Annotated in this window: 22 protein-coding genes and 1 CRISPR repeat array; of the genes, 15 read left to right on the top strand and 7 right to left on the bottom strand. The window is 43.9% G+C overall.

Annotated elements, in window-relative coordinates; all coding sequences use genetic code 11:
* Positions 1 to 62: 62 nt before the first annotated feature.
* The 7 genes from Q0386_RS02745 to Q0386_RS02775 all read left to right on the top strand — a co-directional run bounded on the left by Q0386_RS02745 (position 63) and on the right by Q0386_RS02775 (position 6,988).
* Positions 63 to 323, top strand: coding sequence for a heavy-metal-associated domain-containing protein (locus tag Q0386_RS02745; protein WP_298056881.1), 261 nt, complete (start codon positions 63 to 65; stop codon positions 321 to 323).
* The gene (locus tag Q0386_RS02750) at positions 320 to 586 is read left to right on the top strand and encodes a heavy-metal-associated domain-containing protein (protein WP_299026743.1); all 267 of its coding nucleotides are present in this window, start codon (positions 320 to 322) and stop codon (positions 584 to 586) included. The genes Q0386_RS02745 and Q0386_RS02750 overlap by 4 nt, the downstream gene beginning before the upstream one ends.
* 347 nt (positions 587 to 933) lie before the next feature.
* Positions 934 to 3,444, top strand: coding sequence for a TonB-dependent siderophore receptor (locus Q0386_RS02755; protein ID WP_299026746.1), 2,511 nt, complete (start codon positions 934 to 936; stop codon positions 3,442 to 3,444).
* 959 nt (positions 3,445 to 4,403) lie between these two features.
* Positions 4,404 to 4,958: a LemA family protein gene (locus Q0386_RS02760; RefSeq protein WP_299026749.1), complete on the top strand. Its 555-nt coding sequence runs from the start codon at positions 4,404 to 4,406 to the stop codon at positions 4,956 to 4,958.
* Positions 4,959 to 5,018: 60 nt separating this feature from the next.
* On the top strand, positions 5,019 to 5,162 hold the full coding sequence (locus Q0386_RS02765; protein ID WP_299026752.1) for a hypothetical protein: 144 nt from the start codon (positions 5,019 to 5,021) through the stop codon (positions 5,160 to 5,162).
* A gap of 45 nt (positions 5,163 to 5,207) precedes the next feature.
* On the top strand, positions 5,208 to 6,092 hold the full coding sequence (locus Q0386_RS02770) for a DUF3137 domain-containing protein (protein ID WP_299026755.1): 885 nt from the start codon (positions 5,208 to 5,210) through the stop codon (positions 6,090 to 6,092).
* Between the two features lie 104 nt (positions 6,093 to 6,196).
* The gene (locus tag Q0386_RS02775; RefSeq protein ID WP_299026758.1) at positions 6,197 to 6,988 is read left to right on the top strand and encodes a hypothetical protein; all 792 of its coding nucleotides are present in this window, start codon (positions 6,197 to 6,199) and stop codon (positions 6,986 to 6,988) included.
* Between the two features lie 207 nt (positions 6,989 to 7,195).
* Here the strand turns inward: Q0386_RS02775 and Q0386_RS02780 are convergent, their stop codons facing one another.
* From Q0386_RS02780 to Q0386_RS02810, 7 genes are all read right to left on the bottom strand, one after another.
* Entirely contained in the window at positions 7,196 to 7,795 is a 600-nt protein-coding gene (locus Q0386_RS02780) for a tetratricopeptide repeat protein (protein WP_299026760.1), read from the bottom strand.
* 1 nt (position 7,796) lies between these two features.
* The gene (locus Q0386_RS02785) at positions 7,797 to 8,198 is read right to left on the bottom strand and encodes a hypothetical protein (RefSeq protein ID WP_299026763.1); all 402 of its coding nucleotides are present in this window, start codon (positions 8,196 to 8,198) and stop codon (positions 7,797 to 7,799) included.
* Positions 8,199 to 8,440: 242 nt separating this feature from the next.
* A complete protein-coding gene (locus Q0386_RS02790) occupies positions 8,441 to 9,382 on the bottom strand; it encodes a DUF4299 family protein (protein WP_299026766.1) in 942 nt (313 codons plus the stop codon).
* A gap of 147 nt (positions 9,383 to 9,529) precedes the next feature.
* Positions 9,530 to 10,810: a hypothetical protein gene (locus Q0386_RS02795; RefSeq protein WP_299026769.1), complete on the bottom strand. Its 1,281-nt coding sequence runs from the start codon at positions 10,808 to 10,810 to the stop codon at positions 9,530 to 9,532.
* 8 nt (positions 10,811 to 10,818) lie between these two features.
* Entirely contained in the window at positions 10,819 to 11,082 is a 264-nt protein-coding gene (locus tag Q0386_RS02800; protein WP_367272379.1) for a DUF493 family protein, read from the bottom strand.
* Positions 11,057 to 11,530 carry a cyclic pyranopterin monophosphate synthase MoaC gene (gene moaC / locus Q0386_RS02805; protein WP_299026802.1) on the bottom strand — a complete coding sequence of 158 codons (474 nt, stop codon included), beginning with the start codon at positions 11,528 to 11,530 and terminating at the stop codon, positions 11,057 to 11,059. The genes Q0386_RS02800 and moaC overlap by 26 nt, the downstream gene beginning before the upstream one ends.
* A 214-nt stretch (positions 11,531 to 11,744) precedes the next feature.
* Complete coding sequence (locus tag Q0386_RS02810) at positions 11,745 to 12,917, bottom strand: MalY/PatB family protein (protein WP_299026772.1); 1,173 nt, start codon at positions 12,915 to 12,917, stop codon at positions 11,745 to 11,747.
* A 145-nt stretch (positions 12,918 to 13,062) separates the two neighbouring features.
* On the opposite strand from Q0386_RS02810, the gene Q0386_RS02815 reads away from it, so the two are divergent.
* The 8 genes from Q0386_RS02815 (at position 13,063) to cas1 (ending at position 21,387) form a co-directional block, all read left to right on the top strand.
* Positions 13,063 to 13,755 carry a CRISPR-associated endoribonuclease Cas6 gene (locus tag Q0386_RS02815; RefSeq protein ID WP_299026775.1) on the top strand — a complete coding sequence of 231 codons (693 nt, stop codon included), beginning with the start codon at positions 13,063 to 13,065 and terminating at the stop codon, positions 13,753 to 13,755.
* Between the two features lie 166 nt (positions 13,756 to 13,921).
* On the top strand, positions 13,922 to 15,688 hold the full coding sequence (locus Q0386_RS02820) for a TM1802 family CRISPR-associated protein (protein WP_299026778.1): 1,767 nt from the start codon (positions 13,922 to 13,924) through the stop codon (positions 15,686 to 15,688).
* Positions 15,689 to 15,702: 14 nt separating this feature from the next.
* On the top strand, positions 15,703 to 16,644 hold the full coding sequence (gene cas7b, locus Q0386_RS02825; protein WP_299026781.1) for a type I-B CRISPR-associated protein Cas7/Csh2: 942 nt from the start codon (positions 15,703 to 15,705) through the stop codon (positions 16,642 to 16,644).
* A 1-nt stretch (position 16,645) separates the two neighbouring features.
* Positions 16,646 to 17,356 carry a CRISPR-associated protein Cas5 gene (cas5, locus tag Q0386_RS02830; protein ID WP_299026784.1) on the top strand — a complete coding sequence of 237 codons (711 nt, stop codon included), beginning with the start codon at positions 16,646 to 16,648 and terminating at the stop codon, positions 17,354 to 17,356.
* Complete coding sequence (cas3, locus tag Q0386_RS02835; RefSeq protein WP_299026787.1) at positions 17,334 to 19,532, top strand: CRISPR-associated helicase Cas3'; 2,199 nt, start codon at positions 17,334 to 17,336, stop codon at positions 19,530 to 19,532. Before cas5 ends, cas3 begins: the two co-directional genes overlap by 23 nt.
* A complete protein-coding gene (locus Q0386_RS02840; protein WP_299026790.1) occupies positions 19,532 to 20,032 on the top strand; it encodes a Dna2/Cas4 domain-containing protein in 501 nt (166 codons plus the stop codon). The genes cas3 and Q0386_RS02840 overlap by 1 nt, the downstream gene beginning before the upstream one ends.
* A gap of 11 nt (positions 20,033 to 20,043) precedes the next feature.
* Positions 20,044 to 20,322: a CRISPR-associated endonuclease Cas2 gene (cas2, locus tag Q0386_RS02845; protein WP_299026793.1), complete on the top strand. Its 279-nt coding sequence runs from the start codon at positions 20,044 to 20,046 to the stop codon at positions 20,320 to 20,322.
* A 66-nt stretch (positions 20,323 to 20,388) separates the two neighbouring features.
* On the top strand, positions 20,389 to 21,387 hold the full coding sequence (cas1, locus tag Q0386_RS02850) for a CRISPR-associated endonuclease Cas1 (protein ID WP_299026796.1): 999 nt from the start codon (positions 20,389 to 20,391) through the stop codon (positions 21,385 to 21,387).
* Positions 21,388 to 21,685: 298 nt separating this feature from the next.
* Positions 21,686 to 22,635: a CRISPR direct-repeat array (repeat unit 30 nt; unit sequence GTTAAAATTTACTCCGTTGGAGTTTGAAAC).
* The last annotated feature ends 22 nt before the right edge of the window (positions 22,636 to 22,657 follow it).

The following is a 22,657-nucleotide window of genomic DNA, read 5'->3' on the forward strand; positions in this document are numbered from 1 at the left end:
ATAAATATATAAGAAATATAGTGATACAATTTCATATCAAATATTATTTTCAAGGAGCGATTGTGAAGAAAATTTTACTTTTAGCGGCGATTTGCGGCGCTGTTTTTGCAGAGCAAACCTACGAACTAAACGTACCGAATATGAACTGCGGCGGCTGCGCTAAGAAAATCGAAGATGCCGCAAAGGGCGTCAAGGGCGTCACCGCAGTGAGCTTTGATTTAAAAAGCAAAGACGTAAACATCACCGCAGATAGCGGCGTAAACGTGATGGACATCGTGCACGCGATCCAAGCCAAAAAATACAAAGTCGGTATCAAAGAATGAAAAAGCTAGCTCTAGCGCTGGTGCTTTGCACGGCGGCCTTTGCAGACAAGACTTTGGTTTACGAGATCCCAAACATGGCCTGCGTGAGCTGCTACGAAGTCATCGTGCAGACGCTAAATACGCTTAAGGGTGTGAAGAAATTTGATGTAAATTTGGAGGCTAAAACGGCCGATATCGTCGTCCAGGACGACTTTGCCGAAAATACGGTCGTAGAGGCGCTCAAAAAACAGGGCTATCAGGCGGTTTTAAAGTCTGAAAAATAACGCCCACGCGGGATAAATTTAGCTCTTAGCGCGGTTTTTAGGTTTTTAGCAAAAGCGACTTTAGAGCTTAGCAAACCTGCTTGGCGTAGCTTCTTTAAGCGGCGAATAAATTTGGGCGGCGTTTTTTATTCAATTTTGCGGTTTAAACGTGCGTTTAAAAAACAAAGCCTAATTGCTACGAGGGCAAATCGCAAATAGCCGCCTTTTTATAAACTTTGCGGCGTAAATTTAGCCGAATTTAGCAACTGTTCAAAGCTAAAATGTAAGGCAAGTAAAATTTATCGTCGCCTAAAATACGCGGTTTTGACGCAAACGCCCAAAACCGACAAATATAACTAAGGATAATTATGAAAAAAACGGCTAGCCTTTTCGTAGCGGTCGCGGCGCTAAATTTGCCGCTTTCGCATTTGGTCGCGAGTCGCGACGCCCATCAAGGCTCTTTAGATTTAACCGCTTTAAAGGCGTTAAATTTTAGTACGCTAAACGCCGCGGAGGTCGTACTGGATAAAGTCGAGGTCAGCGCCGACGCCAACGCTACGAAAGAACCAGGAAAACTAACGCGCGCGGATATGGATCTGATAACGTCTAAAAATCACGGCATAACCGATCTTTTAAAAGGTAATCCAAACGTCGCCTTTAGCGCGAAAAACGCCAAAAGCGTGCGCGCGGGCGAGCTGGCTCCGCAAGATATCAGCATAAACGGCGCGAACTACTATCAAAACAACTTTACCCTAGACGGCGCAAGCATAAATAACGACCTAGACCCTAAAAAACGCACGCGGAATAACCACAACAACATCTGGAGCGATAGCACGATAGGCTCGCAAGCCATGAGCGTAGATACGGATCTGCTAGGTAGCGTCGAGGTGCTAGATAGCGCGGTCTCGGCTAGATACGGCGGCTTTCAAGGAGGCGCCGTAAACGCTAAAACCAGAGACCCCAAAAGCGGCTTTCACGGCGTGCTTAGCTACTCTTATACGGGCGGGGATTGGAGCAAAATTTATAAAGACGCCTCCGCCGAGCAAAGATACGACGACGGCGATCTAGCCGATATGAGCGACTTTAAAAAGCGCAGGTATAGAGTCAGCGCCGAGGGGTATTTGACGCAGAATTTCGGCCTTTTGCTAGACTACTCGAGGCACCGCTCCGTCATAGAAAACCACTACAACAAAAAACAGATAAATCAAAATTTATACTCGTTTCCAAACGACAGGCAGACTAATGATAATCTTTTCGTAAAAGGCGTTTGGGGCGTGAGCGATAAATTTACGCTAAAGCCGAGCTTTTTGTACTCTAGGCTAGATAACTACACCTCCGCCAAGCGGTACCTAGACTCCCAGCTCACGCTAAAATACGGCGGTTACGTCGCAACGCTCGAGGCGCAGGCCGATCTTGAGGGGGTATTTTTAGAACAGACGCTTAGCTACTCCGCCTCGCAAAACAGCCGCGACTATGAGCATGATACCGAGTATTATATCTACAAATCCTCAAACGTCAAAAACTGGAGTACGAGCGGGAGTGCGGGCATCGGCGGGTATAACGACTTTACCCAAAAGCAGAATACTCTCTCGTATAAATTTGATGCGAGCATGAAAGAATTTGACGCTTTTAGCGCGGTGCATCTGATAAAATCGGGCTTTGAGCTAACTAGGCAAATCGGCGGTTACGAGATACCCAAAACCTACGTTCACAACAGCGCCCCAAAGTCGCTAACGGGCGCGTGCGAGCCGGGGGATAAAACTTGCGTCATAGACGATAGCTTCGCATCCCAGGGCGCGGTCGGTCAATATCTATCGAGAAAAACCTACTACTACGCCGTAAAAACCAAGGCTACGCAGACCAATCTCGCCCTTTATCTCGAAGACGAGATGAGGTTTGGCGCGTTTAAATTTCGCCCCGGACTTCGCATCGAGCGAAACGGCGATAATAACGACGTAAATTTGGCCCCGAGGTTGCTAGCCGAGTATGAATTCGCGGATAAAAATTTTGTAGGACTCGGGTTAAACCGCTACTACGGGCGAAATTTTTTCGCGTACAAGATGTATAATGGCATCTATAAAATGAATAAAACTTGCACTAGAGGTTCATACGGCGCACCCTACGTGTGCGGTGATTACGATAGGGACCGTTACCCGATCAGAGAGCTAAAGACGCCTTACGACGACGAATTTAGCGCGTATTATCGCGGCGACGTCGGTAACGCGAGGCTAAATCTAAAATACGTCAGACGCCAAGGCCGCGACGAAGTAGCGACGAAATACGTAAGAGAGCCGCTAGCGGGCTACGGAAACGGATATTCTATATTTACCAACGAGGGGCAAAGCAAGCGCGACATCGTAACCTTAAGCGCGGCAAACATCGCTCCGATCGAAATTTGGGGCGTAAAAAACGATTTTGAAGGCTCGCTAAGCTTTACTAAGCAAAGCAGGAGCTTTACGGATTATGAAGACGATGAGATGAACGACGACGTCTCGTATAACAGCAAAATCATCAAAAAAAGCGAACTACCCGTCGTTGATTACCATGTGCCCTTTTCGGCTAAATTTCGCCACTCGGCTAAATTTAGCGGCTTTAGCGTTTCAAATTTCATAAACTATACGAGCAAAACGGACGCGCTACTAGGCGGCTGGAATAGAACTCGCGGGATGTACGTCTACGAGCGCCAAAAGCTGCCCGCATACGCGACGTGGGATATGCGTATAGGTTACGAAAGGCGGCTGGCCGGCGATTTTCGAGCGTTTGTAAATCTTGACATAAATAATCTTTTAAACAAAAAATTTATCGCCTCAAACGAGGGCAACTACTACGAATACGGCCTTGGCCGCAACTTTTGGCTGGAAGCGGGTATGAAGTGGTGATTTGCTAGTATCCCGCAATTTATCGCGCAAGACGCGGTAAAAGCGGGTTTGCGGCAAACTTTGCGAGCTTTAAAAGGTTAAAGCGCTTTGGTTTGGTTTTTATGCGCACCTTAAATTTGCGCCTTTTGGCTAGTTTTGGTTTTTGCCTTACGGCGCAAAGTCGCAAATTTGCCGTTTGTGCGCGGCGCAAATCCGTGCTTTTGCCCTCTAAGCTTTCTAGTAAGCGTAAATTTGCCTACTTGCATCCGGCAAAATCGGCAAAATAGCTAAATTTTGCATAGAGCGCGAGCTGTAATTTCCTTGCCTAAACGCAAAACGCACGGGATAGGTTTGACGGCTCGGCGAGTGTGCCGTTTAAAATGTTAGTTTTTCTCTCGCGGCTTAAAACTCTGAAGCTGCGAGAAAATATGTTTCGCGCTCTTTTTGGCATGTTTAAAAATGCTATTTTTGCTCTTGCGGCTTAAACGGCGCTAAATTTGCGATGATTTAGCTGTTAGCTCGCGTAAAATCACCCTCAAAAGATACGAATTTATCGCGGCAAAAGGCCGTGCCGCCCGTGTAGGCGAAATTTATAGGCTAGATTTTACCTGCCGATCGCCGCCCGGCAAGGGCTTGCGCCGAGCCGTTTTGCCTGCGCGTACCTACTTTGGTTTTTGTTTAAAAATAAGACTCAACTCGCCCGTAACGCAAAGTGCACAAACGGTTTATCCAAAAGCGTATTTTGCGTTTTTAAGCCTAAATTTAAGCGAAAAAATCGGCCGCAAGTCTTTATTTTACGGCAACTGGCCCTTGTATCCGAGATTTGCTCGCAAAGCGGCTTTGCAAAGACGAGCGAAATTTAGCGTTTTGGTCGCAAACTCCGAGCGACCTGGCATCTAGCGCGGCAAAAACGAGTATAATTTTCCGGTTTCAGCAGCTTTTTGATATAATCAAAACAAAAGTTAAATCAAAGGAGTAAAATGTACATCGTCCTAGGCATCATCGCCGTTCTAGCACTCATCGTCATTTCGGTCTACAACTCGCTGGTGGGCAAGCGAAACCAAGTCCTAAATATCAAATCAGGCGTCGATACGCAGCTAAAAAGGCGCTTTGACCTCATTCCAAACCTCGTCGCCACCGTCAAGCAGTACATCACGCACGAGCGCGAGCTGCTGGAAAACATTTCCGCGCTTAGAAGCGGCATCCAAAAGGCCGCGGGTGACGAGCAGAGATTTGCGCTAAACGGCGAGCTATCCAACCTCATCTCAAAGCTCAACGTCGTCGTCGAGAACTACCCTGAGCTCAAAGCCAACGAAAACGTTATGCACCTGCAAAAGACGCTAAACGAGATCGAGGAGCAGATCTCCGCCGCGCGCCGCGCCTACAACGCCGCAGTGACCGACTATAACAACGCCGTGGAGATGTTTCCCTCAAACCTCGTCGCTAGCTGGGCGAGGTTTCATAAGGCTGCGTTTTTCGAGGTACCGAAAGGCCAAGACGATCCGCACGACGTGCACGAGCTTTTTAATCGCTAAATTTGCGCTCGTTTCGTCAAATTTGACGTTAAATTTGAGCGCTTAACAGCACTCTTTAAAATGCAGACGGGCTTCGTCGGTTCGTCAAATTTGAATATAAAAAGCGGCGCGGGCGGTAAATTTGAGTCAAATTTGATCCGAATTCAAAACGCCGCGGCCCGTAAAAAAGAGCTTAAATTTAAGCGGTTTAAAACGCAAATTTAAAGACGAAAGCTCGTAAAATAGCCAAATTTGCAAAAATGGCGTTAAATGAAAACAGGAGCGAAAATGGACGATCTGGTCTTGCTAGAGCTTGAGCGGCAAAAGGTTTTGCGCTCGCTTTTTAGGCTAAAGCTTGCCTGCGTCTTCGTCGCCGCGACACTTGCTTGGCTACTTTATCTAGCCGCGCAAAACGCCGCCCTTAGCGCTGGTACGTTTGTGGTCTGCGGGGCTGCGATGTATTATTTTTTCGAGAGTATTTTCACGGATAGCTTTACCTTTAAATTTAAACGAGAAGTTATACGCAGTATCGTCGAGAGCTGCGGCCTAACCTACCATCCGGGTGGCTTCGTAGAAAATGATTATTTATATATGATTTATGATTTTGACATCGACAAGTACTCGGGCAACGACCTGATTTTCGGACAGATAGAGGGCGTGCGGGTTAAATTTAGCGACGTAGAGGCGATAAGTATCAAAGAGGATCTACACGGAAACAAGACACATAGGGTGCTTTTTGCTGGGATTTTGTTTGTCGCGGATTTTCCTAAACGGCTAAAGGGCGTTACGCAAATTTGCAGCGGGACGGATGATTTTAAGGACTACGGCGGCAAGCGCGCGAGGATGGACGACGCGGAGTTTGAGCGGCTATTTCGCGTCTATACGACCGATCAGATCGAGGCTAGATATGCGCTCACGCCTAGCCTGATGGAAAATCTAAAGCTACTAAAAACGAGATTTCACCGCCCGATAAACATCGTGCTAATAGGCGACAAAATCTGCATGGCGATCCGCACTGGGCGCGATAACTTCGAGCCTGATCTGCGCCGTCCGCTCGTGGGCAAAGGGGCAAATAGATTTTACAAAGACGAGATCGGTGGCTTTTTGCGTATCGTCGAGGAGCTGCGGCTAAACCGTAAAATTTGGCTGGACTAGGGAGTGCGGCGTTAAATTTGATGGGTGGCACAACCCGCACCCCAAAAATGCAAACGAGCGGGCTAATCTAAAATAGGGCGGCAAAAACGCAAAAAGGAGAGTTGGTGAAGGGTGTAGCGATAAACGAAACGACGATAATCGGCGATGACGGGAAATACTATAAATTTAGCTTTGAGGACGTGCGCTCGGGGCGGCCTAGCGGCGGCGAGCGAGCGGCGTTTCGGCCTGATGGGGCGTTTGCGAGAGATGTATTTGTGATCGCAGACGATGGCGAAAAGCGCGCGACGAAAGACGTCAGAAGCGAGGAGACGAAGGCTGCGCTAAAAGAGAGCGCGGCGTTTGATCGGGCTAGGATGCTAGGTATCGCATCGGGCATCGTGCCGGCCGTGATCAAGATCTACGCGTACTTTATCGCTAGCTACGGGGGACTAGCACTACAGATCGCGGATAACCTCGCTGTCATAGCAGCCGCGCTGCTAACCTACGCGGCGCTAGACGGAGTCGCCGGGCTCGCTCACAGCGAGGATCTGCACGTAAACTACGGCAAGGCGATGATCGTGATGTTTGTCGCTCACGTCACGGCGACGCTGGCGTCCTATATGGCGGACGCGGCTCATCCGCTCGCTAAGCTAGTGGCCGTCATCGCGCTACTGCTACTTGGCTACGTCGCGTTCGTGTGGGGAAAGGTCTTTTTCGAGCTTGCGAGACTAACTAGAAACGGGCTTTTTCGCGTCTACGTTTGCACGTTTTTTGCGGGCGAGCTGCTGTGGGCGAGCGGTGTTTTGGCGGTATTTGGCTTCTTTTTGCTCGTGGCTTCGTTTTTCATCTACATCGCGGCCTGGGTGAAAACGGACAAGGTCGGCGAAGCAAAAGACGCGGGGCTTTTTATCTATTAAATTTGACTCGGATTGGGTTTTAAATTTACCCAAATTTGAGTGATTTGGTAGAGGCGAAGTCGGTAAACAGATCGCCAGTATCGACCGGTTTACTAAAAACTAATTTTGAGCTCAAGCGAGCCTAAATTTATTCTCCCGGATAGCCCGAGTCGCCGCTACCAGACGGATAAAGTCGGTATCGTCAAAACTCAGGTAGCCGCGCACTAGCTACTGCAATCTCTCTAGTGCCCTTTTGGCGTATTTGTTACCTTGCGCCGCTCCGCGCTTGTAAAACTCTATGGCCTTATCCATATTCCTTGCGACGCCGTAGCTGTTCTCGTAACATATAGCTAGATCGGTTAGAGCCTGAGGATCGTCATCGGCAACGCCTTTTTGGATGTAGACGAGCGCTTTTTTATAGTCTTTTTTAAAGTGTATTCCGTTTAGATACATATTTCCTAGCATTGCGTCCGCGCCCGTGTCGCCTAGTTTGCTTGCCTTTTCAAGGGTCTGCGCAGCTAGCTTATAGTCCGTCATGCGGTAGTAGATCCGCGCCATATTCGAGTGAGCGAGCGAATCATTTAGCCCCATGGCTTTTTTGTACCACTTTACGCCTTCGCCGATATTGGACATCCTCACCTCGTATAGGTAGCCTACGAGCGTGACGACTCTAGCGTCGCCGCCATCGGCCTTTGGCTTGATAAATGCCAACGCTTCTTTGTATTTTCCGCTATCGTCTAGCGCTATAAATTTATCGTAATCCTCGTTAGAGAGCCCAAACGCCGCAGTGATCGCAAACGCGCATAATGTTATTACCGTCTTTTTCATCTTAGTTCCCCAGTACTAGCAGGTCTTTAAATTTATGCTTGACGCTCCTTATCGCGTCTCCGTCCTCGGTGTGGTTAGTGATATAGCCGTCTTTGCCGGTAGTAAAGTAAACAAAGCCGTAGGTGCTGTAGTTCACACCCGTTACGCTGCAACCCCAGAAGTTGCACGATCTTTCTACCGATAGTACTTCGCGCGGTTCGTGCTGCATATAAAATTTGTTCGAAAGCATACCTATCTCGATATGCGACCAGCCGCCGGAGTACCTTTCCATATCTAGGATATGGCGGCCTTTTAGCTGAGTTAGCTCTTTGTTTTCTAAAAATATATTAGAGGGGCCGATGCCGTACGTAGTGCATCCGCCTAGCAGAAAGGCGCATAAAAGCGGCAGGAAAATTTTTCGCATTTTTGATCTCTTTTGATTTTTGCGCCCGATTTTATCCAAAGGTACGGCGCAAGTCAATATTTTGGGTTTGCGGTTAAATTTACAGCCTTGCGGAGTTTTAAATTTGACGCCAAATTTGATCTATCTTGCGTCAAATTTGGCTTCGTTTCAGAGCAAAAAGGTGGGTAAATTTCGGCCATAATTTTAACTCTGCCACTAAATTTACCGCACGGCAGGCAAATCGCCGCCGTTAGCTAAACAGCCTAGTCTGCTAGCCCCTCTTCGCCGCATTTCGCGATGAGCGCGTCAAATTCTGCCTTGCTAAACGCGCTTACGACGATATTTTTAGCATCGATAAATTCGTATTTATCTTTCGGCAAATTTTGGATGAAACTTTCATATTTCAGCGTCGCTAGAATCTCGTATTTTTCCTCATCGTCGCCCTCTCCGCCAAATATCGCGACCGACCAGTGCGCGACTTTCTCATCGCCCAGCATTTGTAAATTTTTATACTCCACGCTAGGTTCATACGGCAGCACAGTAACGACGCCTTGCGACAGGACGTACTGCCCGATGATCTCGCCGCTATCGTTCCTGCGGAAAAACATCTGATTTGCAAAATACGCATCCAAATTTTGGATATCGGTTACGAATTTGCTAAATTCGCCCGCGGGATCCTTTGCGCCAAGTATGCGAGCTATGATCTTTTTGTCAAACGACACTTCGTTTCGCGTGCCGTAAATAGTGCTGATTTGCGCCTCTTTTTGCAAATTTTGCTCTATCGCCTCTAGCCCCGTGCGTATGTCATGCTCATAGTTAAAGCTTTCGATATTTTGCGCGCTAAATTTCTCCCCGTCCTCGCTCACGATTTCGCCGTCCATTTTTATGGCTAGGTTTTTTAGGTACTCTAGCGCGATTTTCCAGTCCGTGCGGGTACTTGGCGTGCCGATGCGGACGTTATAGGCGCCGTCTTCGTAGCCGATCTCAAAGCCGCGTCCACTAAGACCGTCCGTGCCGGTAACAAGGCAGTCAAGCTCGTCGAGCTTCGCGCCGTAAAAGCTATCTGCGTCAAACTCCTCGTCGTCTTCATCGGCGTTAAACTGCGATAAATTCGGCACCAGTCGCAGCGCCTCCTCCACGCTCATCACGGGCGCAAGGCCGACTAGAAACTTCTTTTTATTTTTGACGAAAAACGTGATGCTCATTTTTGTTCCTTTGGGGTTAAATTTGACTTTCGCGGCGTTTTGGCGAAGGCAAATTCGAGCGCAAATTTACCGCGTCAAATTTGCCGCCGTTTGTAGCGGGTAAGTAAAATTTGGGCGCAAATTTAAGCATACGCGCCCAAATTTGGCTCACTCGTCTTTTTTCTCGTCCTCTTTTTTGCCGATCTTTTCTTTGGCGGTTTTTATGAGATTTTCGGCGGCTTTGTAGAGCTTTTCGCCTAGTTCTTTTGATTTTGCTTTGAGGTTTTCGCCGATCTCGCTAGCATTTATCTCGGTTAGCTTCTCCTCGGTTCGTTTTTCAAAGTCGCTGATCTCTTTTTTTAGCGCTTCGATGCGTTCTTTGGCGTTAAAATTTTCTTTAAGCTTATCGCCGGCCTGGCCGACCTCGCGCTTTAGCTCCTCAAATTTAGCTCCGGCAAGGCTAGCGAATTTATCGATATTTTCGTTAAATTTTAGTCCCTCTAACTGAAGCTCGATCTGGCGCGAAACGTCGTTTTGCAGGCGCTTAAATTTGGCGAAGTAGCTATCGACGGACTCGTCTAGGATTTCGTTTATCACGGCAGCAGACGGCTCATCTGAGCGCGCCATATCGCGCAGCATCGCCACAAATCTCTCCTCAAGCCTTATAAATTCTTTAGCTTCGCCAAGCAGCGTCTGGCTGTCGGGGGCAAATTTGATCTCCTCGATAAATTTCTCCGTCCTTTTGCCAAGCGCCTCTTTTACGCCGCTGATCGCGCCGCTAATTAGCTCTTTGGCAAAGGCCTGATCGACGTCGGCTATTTCGCACGCCGCCTCGCAGACCGTCCTTGCGATCTCTAGGATGTGCTCTTTGCTCGCTTCCCCCTCGTTTATCGCGCTAAGCACGACGTTTTTGGCGATTTGCTCCACCGTGTCTTTCACGTCGTCGCCCTTTTCGATCGCGGTTAGAAACGCCGCTTCGGTGGTCTCTTTTAGGATTCCCAGCATTTGCAGCTCGCAGAGCATTTTTTCGTCTATCGCGGTTAAAATTTCCTCTTTATCCGCCAGGTCGCTGCTTTTGATGAAATTTTCCATATTTTCAAGTAGCTCGCGAACATCGTTTTTGATCTCGTCTTTTTGCGCGTAAATTTGCCGCTCGATCTGCTCTTTTTCGTAAATTAGGCGGTGGATATACTGCTCTTTTGCTTCGCTGAGCGCGTCGCCTGCGCTTTGGATGAGGTTGGCGACGTTTTGGCGGTTTAGCAGATCCTCGCCTTTTAGCACCTCGCAAATTTGCTCAAACTCTTTAGCCAGAGCCGCGTTTGCGTCGCCGTTTTTTGCGCCTTTGAGGCTTTTTCTAAACTCGCTTAGCGCAAATTCCCTGATCAAAACGGAAATTTGCGGGTCGTTTTTGTTCTCTTTTATGGTTTGGATGAAGACTAAATTTTGCATGAAAGTCCTTATAGTACGTATTTGCAAACGCGTCTTAGCGCGGAAAATATCTCTAATCGCTCCTCGTTAGAATTAATCAAAACGCTTAGATTGTAGCTTTTGTATTTGCTCTCTTTGCTCGATTTTGACGGCGTTATCTTGTGTTGCCTCTCGCCTACGACGCCCTGCGCGATAGCTTCGGCGTTTTCACTATCAAGCACGATGATTTTGTATTCCCAAAAATTTGGGTATGAGATTTCAGGTTCTTTATTTAGATCGCACATAGTCGCCACTTTTGCCTCCGCTCTTGCTTTCTAGCGTGATATCTGTTATCTGCATGGTTTTATCTATCGCTTTTATCATATCGTAAATCGTTAGTAGCCCGACGCTAACGCCTGTTAGCGCCTCCATCTCTACGCCCGTTTTGCCGTCTATCTTGACGCTAACGGTTAGCTTGTAGGCACAGATTTCGGTTAGCTCCTCGATGTCGCAGTTTATGCTGCTAATTAGCAGCGGGTGGCACATCGGGATGAGTTCGCTCGTCTTTTTCGCGCCCATTATCGCGCCTATGACGGCGGTTTGCAAAACCGGGCCCTTTTTGCCGGTGTTGTTTTTGATCGCGTCAAAGGCCTCGCGCGACATTTTTATTATGCCGCTTGCTACGGCTATGCGCGTAGTTACGCCCTTGTCGCTTACGTCGACCATTTTGGGGCGGTTGTTTTCGTCTATGTGAGTTAGCATTTTCGTCCTTTCGCCTAAAACGCTAAATTTGCTTAAATTTGAGCTAGGCGGAGTAAATTTATGAGAAGGATTATAACTAAAAAAGCTTAATGAATAAGACAAAAACGCCTCGGCAGGGGGAGCCGAGGCGCCGTTACAAAAAGGAGGTTTTCTTGTCGGACGCCGAAATCATACCAAAAAGGTCTAAATTTTATCCCAACTTTTCGTAAATATATTATTCCCTACTTTTTGCGTAGGCTAGAGCGCCTGATTTTAGGCGTTTTAGCCCCTCCAGCACGCGCGATCTTTGGGTTGCGATATTGAGCCGCAAGAAGCATTTTTCCGCGCCTCTGTACGCGTTGCCGTCGTTTAGCCAAAGTCCCGCTTTTTGGCGTAAGAATTTATGAAAATCGCTCGCGTCGTCGCAAATTTCGCGGCAGTCAAGCCAGAGCAGATAGGTCGCGTCCTGCTCCACAAGCCTGATCTGCGGCAGTTCGTGTTGCAAAAACTCGCTCACGATTTTGCGGTTTTGCTCTACGTATTCGCGCATCTGCTCGAGCCACGCTTCGCCTCGCTCAAATGCCGCGATCGCCGCGATACAAGAAAACACATTGCCTTCGCCGACCTCGTCGTCGTTGATGGCCTTTGCCATTTTGGCGCGCAGTTTTGGGTTTGGCACTACGGCGGCGGAGCTTTGCAGGCCCGCGATGTTAAAGGCTTTTGTAGGCGAAACGCAGGTGATCGAGATGTTTTTGCAAGTTTCGCTCGCGCGGATAAACGGTACGTAGTTTTTGCCAGGGCTCGTGATGTCGCAGTGTATCTCGTCAGAGATCACTAAAACGCCGTGTTTAGCGCATAGTTCGCCGATTTTGGCTAGTTTTTCCTCGCTCCAAATTTTACCGACGGGATTGTGCGGATTGCAAAGGATAAACATCGTCGTTAGCGGATCGGCGAGCTTTTCTTCGAGGTCCTTAAAATCAATATCATAGCCGCGCCCGTCGTAGGCTAGCTCGTTTGTGAGCGCGACCCTGCCGTTGTTTTCGATACTGCGGTAAAAGACGTGATAGACGGGGCTTTGGATCACGATTTTATCGCCCACGCTCGTAAATTTGCGCACCGCAGAGCTAATGATCGGTATCACGCCCGTGCAAAAAATCAGCCAGCTCGGGTCAAATTTGACGTCGTGGCGCCTGCTCCACCACGAGCAGATGGCCTCGCTCCACTCCTGCGGCACGTACGAGTAGCCAAAAACCCCGTTATCTAGGCGCTTTTGCAGTGCTTCTAAAATCTCGGGTGCGACCTTAAAATCCATATCCGCCACCCACATCGGTAGCTCGTCGCCGCTTGTTTTCCACTTTGACGAATACGTCCCGCCTCGCTCTACTGGTGCGTCAAAATCGTATTTCATTTGCTCTCCTTGCGTAATTTTTGCGGATATTTTAGCGAATTTGATTGGTAAAATTTGAAATTTTGCTAGATTTTTTAGTAAAGTCGATTTTTAATGCAATATTTTTTATAATTGCATTAAAAAATTAGCAAATTTAAGGATAAAAATGCTCACAATAACCTCACGTTCGCCAAGCGCAAATTTAAAAATTTCAAGGGCATTGCCTCAACTCATCCAAGGCTACATCTACCGCTATCTGCCAAGCGCCGAGCATGAGGGGTACAAACACGAGCCAAGCGGTAAAATTTTTAAACGAACGAATTTCGATTTTCGTTTAAATGGTGCAAATTTGCGGATTAGATTTACCTCTTACGAGCCGGAATTTGAAAAAATAATCGCGCTTGCCGTGCTAAAAGACGGGCTAAGCTTGGGCGAGCTTTGCCTGTGTGATACTACGGTAGCTGTTAGCGAGCATAGGACCACGCAAAGCGAAGCGGTGCTGCAAGGCTGCGTAGCATGCGCGGTAGGCGGGCTTTTGGGACATAAAATTTATCTGCAGCCGCAAGACTCCAGGCATCTTGAGATGATGAAAACAAACGCGCTGCAAAGATTTGAAACGCTTACCGGGCGCAAATATAGCGGCGAATTTGAGCTAAATCTACTCTGGCAAAATTTGCAAAATCCATTTAATTTTTACTACGGCAACAACCGCTCGCCGGTTCAGGCTTGGCAAGCGAAATGGAAAATTTGCGCGCAGCCTGAGCTTATAAATTTGATCCTTGACGCCGGCGTCGGAAGCGGATGTATGAACTGCGGAGCGGGGTTTGTGGAGATAGCAAAAGAAAAGCAAGTTAAGTAAAATATAAATTTAAAAGCCTATAAGGAGAACAAGAAATACTTGCTTTTCAAAGAGTATTTTATAAAAACTTACTTAAAAAATCAAGTAAAATTTATGTAAAATATAATAACTTGACATCAAAGATTACTTGCAGTATAATTATGCCAACTTAATTTAGGGGAATCTCTTGGGCGATATAGTTAAAATTTTCGCCGACATAGGCGAAATATACCAAAAAGACGAAAAGCGTCTAAAAAACGAAGCCTACAAATACGATGCAATCAAAGTATATCTCTGCGACACAGAAACCAAGCGAATAGAGCCGAATTTAAACATAAGCAAAGATGATCTGATAATATGTAGATTTGGCGTCGGAGCAAATTCCGGTAATCTATTTCCAAATTCTCAATTTTTAAACAAAGAAGTAAATAAAGACGAAGCTAAATTTATAAAAGGCGTTTTGAGATCGGTTTCAAATTTGCTCTCGTTTTTTGAGCCGAGCAACATAGAAAAAGACGCTATTTTGTCTATGTTATCCAGTATAAATGAAGAATATTTCATCGACATTATAGATGAGATCAAAGACCTTGATGAGCTAAAAAAAGAAAAAGGCAAAAAAGTAGCCACTTTTTTCTCGCTCTCATACAAGGGCAAGCCCGTTTCTGCCTATTTTAAGCAAATTTTTGAAAATCACATCAGCATAAAAGAGCAAAAATCATCCTACGGATACGATATTTTGACAAATGAAAAAGGTGTCGGCGGCGATGCAAATTTAGCATTTTGCTCGGTAAACGAGATGCCAAATGGTATGCAATTTATCAAATCAAAACTACTGCCGCTAAGTACTATTAGCGCAAAAAAGGTAGAAAACGGCTTTAAAGCGATAAAAGATAAGCTATCGCATAATTTTTACGGTATGAAGATGACAATTTTGCCGACGATTTTGGGTAGCTCGGTGAATTTAGAAGAGATTGTAAAAATACTAGAAGAAACTTCAAAAAGCGATATGAAAAGTATTGAAATCGCCGAAGAAGTTATAAAATTTAGCATAAATGATTATCTTGAGATCGCTGCTAAAAAGCAGGAAAAATTGCCTGTTTTAAATACGATTTTATTTTATACGCAAAGCAACGCAGCTATCGATTTAAAGCTTGCGATAGATGACGTTTTACCCTCTTTTATCTCCCATATTTCAAAATTAATGGGTGATTTTAACATAAAAGCTTTCTATGAAAAAAACAGCGGAACCGATGAGACGATATATCTTCAAAATTTATTTGAAGATAGACTAAGCGTGATGAGTTTTTTGCTGTCGCGAAATAAATTTGATTTAGAGATTATGATAGAAAGATATAGCGATCTGATTTGTTGCGGTAGCGTCAATAAAAGTTATGCAAAAAAATTGGAATGGAGCAAATACTTTAACGATTTTTATAAAGAAAGAACGTTTGAGAATATTGCAAAATATCAAAATTTTTTTAATGAGATCGACGTGTTAAATAAAAAACTAGTGTTTCAAAAGGAGTGCGATTTGGAAAATTTAACCGATAAAAAAGAACTGATTAAAGAGCTAATCAAAAATAGCGAATTTTTAAATCAAGACGACGCGCTTATTAGCGCTTATTTACTAGGTATGCTAAGCGCAGCTCTGATAAACTGGCAGCTCGGCGTTAACGGCGGCGTATCGTTTAGCAACTGGCTTGATAACTGCGGCTCAATAAGCAGGGAAAATTTGGAGCGAATTTGGACTAAGTGCGATGAGATGATTAGAAAGCTTAAGGCAGCTTCTGGCAAACCAAATTCTAACGTTGAAAACATAAAAGAGTGTTTGATTGAAATTTTACCGCAAGTCTTTTCTAAAGAAGGAAAAATAGTAAAAAGCTCTCATACTACGCTTGCTTTTGCTATGGGCGGAAGTGATTATCGTAAGTTTCTAAAAGATAAGACAAAATAAAAAAGGAGAATAAGATGCAGAAAAAAGAGATACTTTTTTTATGGGACGGAGAGAACTGGAATCCAAACGGCGATATGCTAAAGGATAACGCTCCAAGATGCGATGATGAGACCGGCATCGCCGAAGTAACAGACGTGCGCATAAAAAGAACAATCAGAGACGAGATTATGAAAAAAGATGAGGCGTCGATTTTTATAAAGGAGTATAGGATAGAAGACGTCGTACTAGACGCTAAAACGGCGATTAGACAAAGTATAAACATAAAGCAAAGCAAAAGCGAACTACAAAAAGAAATTTTGTCTAAATTTATCGATATTCGCGCATTTGGAGGCGTCTTGCCGATTTCGGATAAAGACGAAATGAAACAGGATAAAGAGATAAAAACCGCGGGCGTTCAGTTTACCGGTCCGGTGCAGTTTAGATTAAGCAAATCTCTAAACAAGGTTGAGATAGAGCACGTAAGAGGAACCGGCGCTTTTGCCAGCGATTACGATCCAAAAGATCCTAAAAAGCAAAAAGATCAAGCGACTTTTAGAGAGGAAAAATTTTTAAAATACGCTATTTTTGCTACTTACGGCATTATCGATAACTACAATGCGGCAAAAACGGGCTTTAACGAAGCTGATGAGGCTAAAATTTTAAAAGCTTTGTGGCACGGCACTAAAAATTTAACGACTCGCTCCAAAATCGGCCAGACTCCAAGGTTTATGCTAATCATCACGTATAAGGACGATACGTTTGTGGGCGATCTAAACAATAGCATAAGCCTAAAAAGCGAAAAAGAAGATAGGGCGATAAGAAGCATTAATGAATATACTATCGACTTTACAAATTTAAAAAATAAGCTCGCAAGATATGCTACAAATATAGAAAAAATAGAGTATATGAGCGATTATGATTTTGAAGCAAAAAACAAAGCAAATTTTGACAGTAGCTGGAAAAAGATAGAGGCGTAAAATGAGCATTATTGCTTTTAGATTATTCGGCGATTATGCTCATTTCTCGCATCCGGCGACGATTTATTCTAGCCTGACCTATCCGGTGCCGCCAAAGACAGCTATGATGGGCTTTTTAGGCGCCGTTATAGGCGAGGAGGAGTATTTTAAACTATCCGGTATCAAATACAGCATAAAAATAGATAGACAAATTTTAAAAAAAAGTTTTGTTTTTAACGGTATAAAATTTGCTCTCTCAAGCAATATGCACATAGAGGAAGGCTACCAAAACGCAAAGGAGAAAAAGCAGTTTTACAGAGAGCTCATCTGCTCGCCGTCTTATGTCGTATTTTTAAATTTAGAAAATTTAGAGCAAAGCTACCGGGATAAGATAATTTCAAATTTAAAAGAACATAAAATTGCCTTTACGCCGTATCTTGGGATAAACTTTTGTATAGCCGATTTTAGCTGGATCGATATAAAAATATGCGAAAAAATATCGCAAGATGAAAGTTTTATAAATACATTTACGCTTATGGACGACTTTATTTTTGACGGTATTAATGAAAATGCGAAATTAACTACGGCTAAAATGCCTTGCGACTGCGAAAATGGACGAATTTTTAAAGATTTTAAAGACTTTGTAATGGAAATAAACGGCAAAGAACCCATAAAATCTAAAAATCATGGAAATATATACCGGATAAACGATGAAAGAGTCTATTTTATTTGACGAGTTTTGGTCTCATCCAAATAAACTTTTAGAAAATCATATAAAAAATATGATCTCTGCCGGCGACGAAGAGCTGGATAAGCAGGTTAAGCTCTATCACGATATCGCAAAACTAAAAAATAATTTTCAAATTTACATCAGAGACACCTCAAACGACAAGCTGGATAAAAACCACTCACTTCTGTCGGCATATTTTTTCATATTAAACTCAAAATTTGATGAAATACCAACCCTATTTGGCTTTCTTGCCATTGTTTCGCACCACGGTGACGCGGTAAATTTAATGACGCTAGCCAGGGAAGCTAATAAATTTTTTAAAAACTCAAAAGAGCTAGAATACTGGGAAGAAGTAGCTAACGCGGCTAAAAATACCCAGGTTTATTCGGGATTATCTATAAAAAAAGATGAGTTTTTATATAGGGCGGAACGGCTTCGCCAATACTTAATTTTATTGCAATACAGATACAAATTTACTTATAGTGATTTTATAAATTTCAAAAGTCTATACTCAAATTTGGTTTATAGCGATAAATTTGAGGCTATCTTTAGCATGCCAAAACAGGAAACTAAAAATATACCGATAGATGCTTTAGAGGGGAATATCAAAACTTTGCCGCCAAATAAAAAGCGAGATGAGTTTAGAAATTTTGTTTTAAACAACTTTGACGAAGATTACAAACTTTTTACTTTGACTGCGCCGACTGGCTACGGCAAGACCTTGACTGCTCTAAATTTTGCCTTGAAATTTAATAAATCTCGCATAATTTATGCGCTTCCTTTCACTTCGATAATTGATCAGACCTACGATATTATCGCAAAAATTTATAAAAATAGCGATATTTCGGTTGGCAAGGCTCACCACAAAACGACGATAGACGAAAAAAATCTGACCGAAGATGATAGGTACTCTAAGATCAAATTTTTGATGGAATCTTTTAGCGGCGAGATAAACGTAACTACGCTTTATCAGCTTATATTTGCGCTATTTGGCAATAAAAACAAAGACAACGTCAAATTTAATCAGCTCAAAAATAGCGTCGTTATCATCGACGAGGCGCAAGCAATCCCATATAATTTTAGAAAAGATTTTATCCTGCTTTGCGAGATCATCTCGCAGCGGCTCGGCACTATTTTTATATTTATGTCGGCGACGATGCCTGTTATTAAAAGCGAAAATTTTAAAGAAATTTCAAATTTAGAGTATTTTTCAAAGCAGGATAGATACGTCATAAAATGGCTTGACGTAAGCGGCGAAGAGGGGCTTTTGGAGAAAATTTGCGGAATCGCAAGGGATAAAAATACCCTCGTCGTCGTAAATACGATCAAAAAAGCGCAGGAGCTGTTCGTAAAACTAAGAGATAAATTTAGCTGCTTTTGCCTAAACGGATATATGTATGATGATCACAAACGCGCTACTATCGAGGCGGTAAGGTGCGCAATAGATAAAAGTAAAGACGATCCGCTTGCGAGTAAAATTTTACTAATTTCCACGCAGTCTATCGAGGCGGGAGTGGATCTTGATTTTGACGTTGGATTTCGCGAAGTTGCGCCCATTAGCTCGATTATACAGACCGCAGGCCGCGTAAATAGGCATTTTGGAGAAATCCGCGGCGAGCTATACGTCTTTCCCGAAATAAGTAAATTTACAAATTTGATTTATGGCGATTTATATAAAGTAAGCGGAACTATTTTGGAGGATTTTAGACGAAAAGAGGTGCGAGAGAGCGAAATTTTAGAAATTTCAAATTTGTATTTTCAAAAAATCAGCAATCAACTGGAAAATTTATATATAGAAAGCGAGATAAAAAAGCTAGAATTCGAAAATATAAATCAAAAAATCGAAGAAATTATGAACGATAACTGCAAACAAACGCTAATAATCGAAGCTAAAGAAAATTTTATTAAGGATTTTGAAGCTAAAATTTTAGAAATTAAAAATAGCTCAAATGGCGAATTTACGATACGAGATATTTTAAAAAACCACATCAGAAAGTTATCGAAATTTAGCATAAACGTAATACTAAAAGATAAAGAGAAATTATTACCGAATTTAAGGCAAATACGCGGGCTAAAAGATATGTTTTATCTACCGTTTGGCTCGTATTATTTTTATAGCGCGGATTACGGGCTTAAAAAAGATACAAATTTAGACATCACGGACGAGGTATTTGACTAATGTTTTGCAAAGACCAAATCACCGGTACGCTTGTGAATTATTATGTCACCTGCAAACGTGAGGCGTGGCTTTATGCGCACCATATCCACGCAGATCAAGAGGATGAAAACGTGCTGATGGGCAAGGCGCTAGCGGAAATCAAAGAGCGCGATTTGCAGGACTTTGCATTTTCAAATTTAAAATTCGACAAACTTTCCAAGCAGCGCGGACATTATCTCATCACTGAATACAAAAAGAGTATAAAAAACGAGCTTGCGGGCAAGATGCAGCTACTTTTTTACATCTATCTTTTAAAAACGGGCTTAAATTTAAAAGAGGTAAAAGGCAAACTAATCAGCGGTAAAAAGGTGATTTTGGTGGATGATAGCAGTGAAAATTTCGCTCTAATCGAGCAAATTTTAAGCGAGATAACGACTCTCGTAAATCTAGAGCGACCGCCGAAATTTACGCAGGGTAAATTTTGCGCAAACTGCGCTTATAGCGGATACTGCGTGAGTTAAAATTTAGAAAAATGTACGTGATTTTATTTTACGACATCGCCGGCGCCGAGCAAAAAGAGAAAAACAACGCAAACCGCATCAGAAAGGCGGTCGAGAAGTTTTTGCCGCGAGTGCAGTTTTCCGTTTTTGAAGGCGAGATTCGCGAGAGCGATTTTAAAAAACTAAGCGCGATTTTGCAAAAAGAGTGCATTACGCAGCTCGATTCTATCGTGATTTATACGTTTAATTCGCTGAAATACTCCAAGCGTATCGTAATCGGGCAGGATAAAAGCGGCGCGCTGTTTAGCTAAATTTGCTCGCGTAAATTTACTGAGTTTGGCGGCGCTTGAAATCCCGGCTAAATTTAAGGAAAAAAGATGCAAAAAAGCGACAGAACGCATTTTATTTTGAGCGCAGGCAGGCTTCGCAGGCAAGATAACAATATCTATTTTGATAAATTTGACGATGCGGGCGCGGTCGTCGCCAGTAAAATTTTGCCGATAAATGCGATCGATGAAATTTACGTGCTGGCAAAAGTGCAGATCGACACCTACACTATGGCGTTTCTGGCCGACAACAACGTCCTTTTGCACATTTTTAGTCCTTATCAGAGCTTCCGCGGAAACTTTTATCCAAACACCTCAAACTCGGTCAATAAAAGCGGCTTCGTGCTACTAAATCAGGTCCGCGCCTTTGACGATCCCATTAAACGCGTCTACATCGCCCGCGAGATCACTCGCGCGCACATCCTAAACGACGCGGCAAACTGCAAAAGGCACGGCGTAAAATTTGACGTATCGCCCCACATAGAGGCGCTAAACGCCGCCGCGGATGTGCCTGCGATAATGGCTGTGGAAGGGGCGTTTCAAAAGCTATACTACGAAAAATGGAACGAAATAATCGCGGATCAAAAAAGTTTTAAATTTACCGTCCGCTCCAAGCGCCCGCCCGCCGATAAAATCAACAGCTTCATAAGCTACGTAAATACGCGCATTTATAACGTCTGCCTCAGCGAAATTTACAAAACCGAGCTTGACCCGCGCATCGGCTTTTTGCATGAGCCAAACTACCGCGCTCTGAGCCTGCACCTCGATCTTGCCGAGATTTTTAAGCCGATTTTGGGCGATACGCTGATTTTTAATATGCTAAATAAAAAGGAGATCACGGCAAAGGACTTTCAAACGGACGCCGGTCGGATAAAATTTAGCAACGACGCCGTGCAAAAGATCGAGCTAAAAATGATCGCAAGGCTTGGAGAAACGGTCTCGCTGGGCGGGCGCGATCTCACATGGCGGCAGGTGATCCGCCGCGAGGCAAATCAGATCAAGAAATACGTTTGTGAAGGCGCGCCCTACGAGGGATTTAGGTGGGGGTAAATTTGATATTTTGTCGGTAAGGGCCAGCAAAAGGTCGCGGTTGCATTTTGATGATTTGATTGTGCGAAGCGACTTCATTAAAAACGGATTGCTAAATCGCTACGGCGTGCTAGCGGCATTTGATTTCTGGGTATCATTTTGAAATCTAAACCATGTCGATAAAGCTTTTTCTAAGATTTTAGAAATAATGAAATTTGGGGCATTTCGTATCGATGTTATTTTACTTTTTATGCAAATTTAAGGCGTAAAAATATAGACTCTTAGTTTTAATAGCCCTAAAAATGTATATTTTGGTGCTGTTAAAATTTACTCCGTTGGAGTTTGAAACTTTATACAGTATAGCCCAAATAAACATTTATAGTTGTTAAAATTTACTCCGTTGGAGTTTGAAACACAGAAACAATAAAAAGCCGCCGACGGCAAAGCCAACGTTAAAATTTACTCCGTTGGAGTTTGAAACTCTGCGCTTGGTGTATTTAAAGCTTTTTGGGACGTTGTTAAAATTTACTCCGTTGGAGTTTGAAACAAGGGTTTAACCGATTCATCAGGCTCTAGCAATGAGAGTTAAAATTTACTCCGTTGGAGTTTGAAACAATACCTTTTTTCGGTCGAGCAAGATCAAGAAATCGGTTAAAATTTACTCCGTTGGAGTTTGAAACTTGCTTGACCCCGTGATCGCGGTTGCGGTTCTTATGAGTTAAAATTTACTCCGTTGGAGTTTGAAACGCTTCAAGCGTATCCGGCTTTGAAGTTTGAGGGTTTTGTTAAAATTTACTCCGTTGGAGTTTGAAACGCTTCTCGCCGCTAGCCCTTGCTCCGTCCATGCCGGTTAAAATTTACTCCGTTGGAGTTTGAAACCCACGCTTGCCGTATGAAGCCCCCGAAGCATAAGGTTAAAATTTACTCCGTTGGAGTTTGAAACATAATGGCGGTTCGTCTGATAGGCCTCGTGCTTTGTTAAAATTTACTCCGTTGGAGTTTGAAACAAGTGATTGTTAAAAATACGCCCTTTTGCTGATAGTTAAAATTTACTCCGTTGGAGTTTGAAACGCTCTTCGTAAGGGATGATTGTTTCGTAGAAACAATGTTAAAATTTACTCCGTTGGAGTTTGAAACTAGAAGAGCTACGAGTTCCAACGCAGAGCAACACGCCGTTAAAATTTACTCCGTTGGAGTTTGAAACATGTAAATGCCGAGTCTAACAAGGTTAATAAAGTCGTTAAAATTTACTCCGTTGGAGTTTGAAACTGGCTTGAAATAACAAAAGATA

The organism is uncultured Campylobacter sp. (assembly GCF_938045625.1).
Classification (GTDB): Bacteria; Campylobacterota; Campylobacteria; order Campylobacterales; family Campylobacteraceae; genus Campylobacter_A.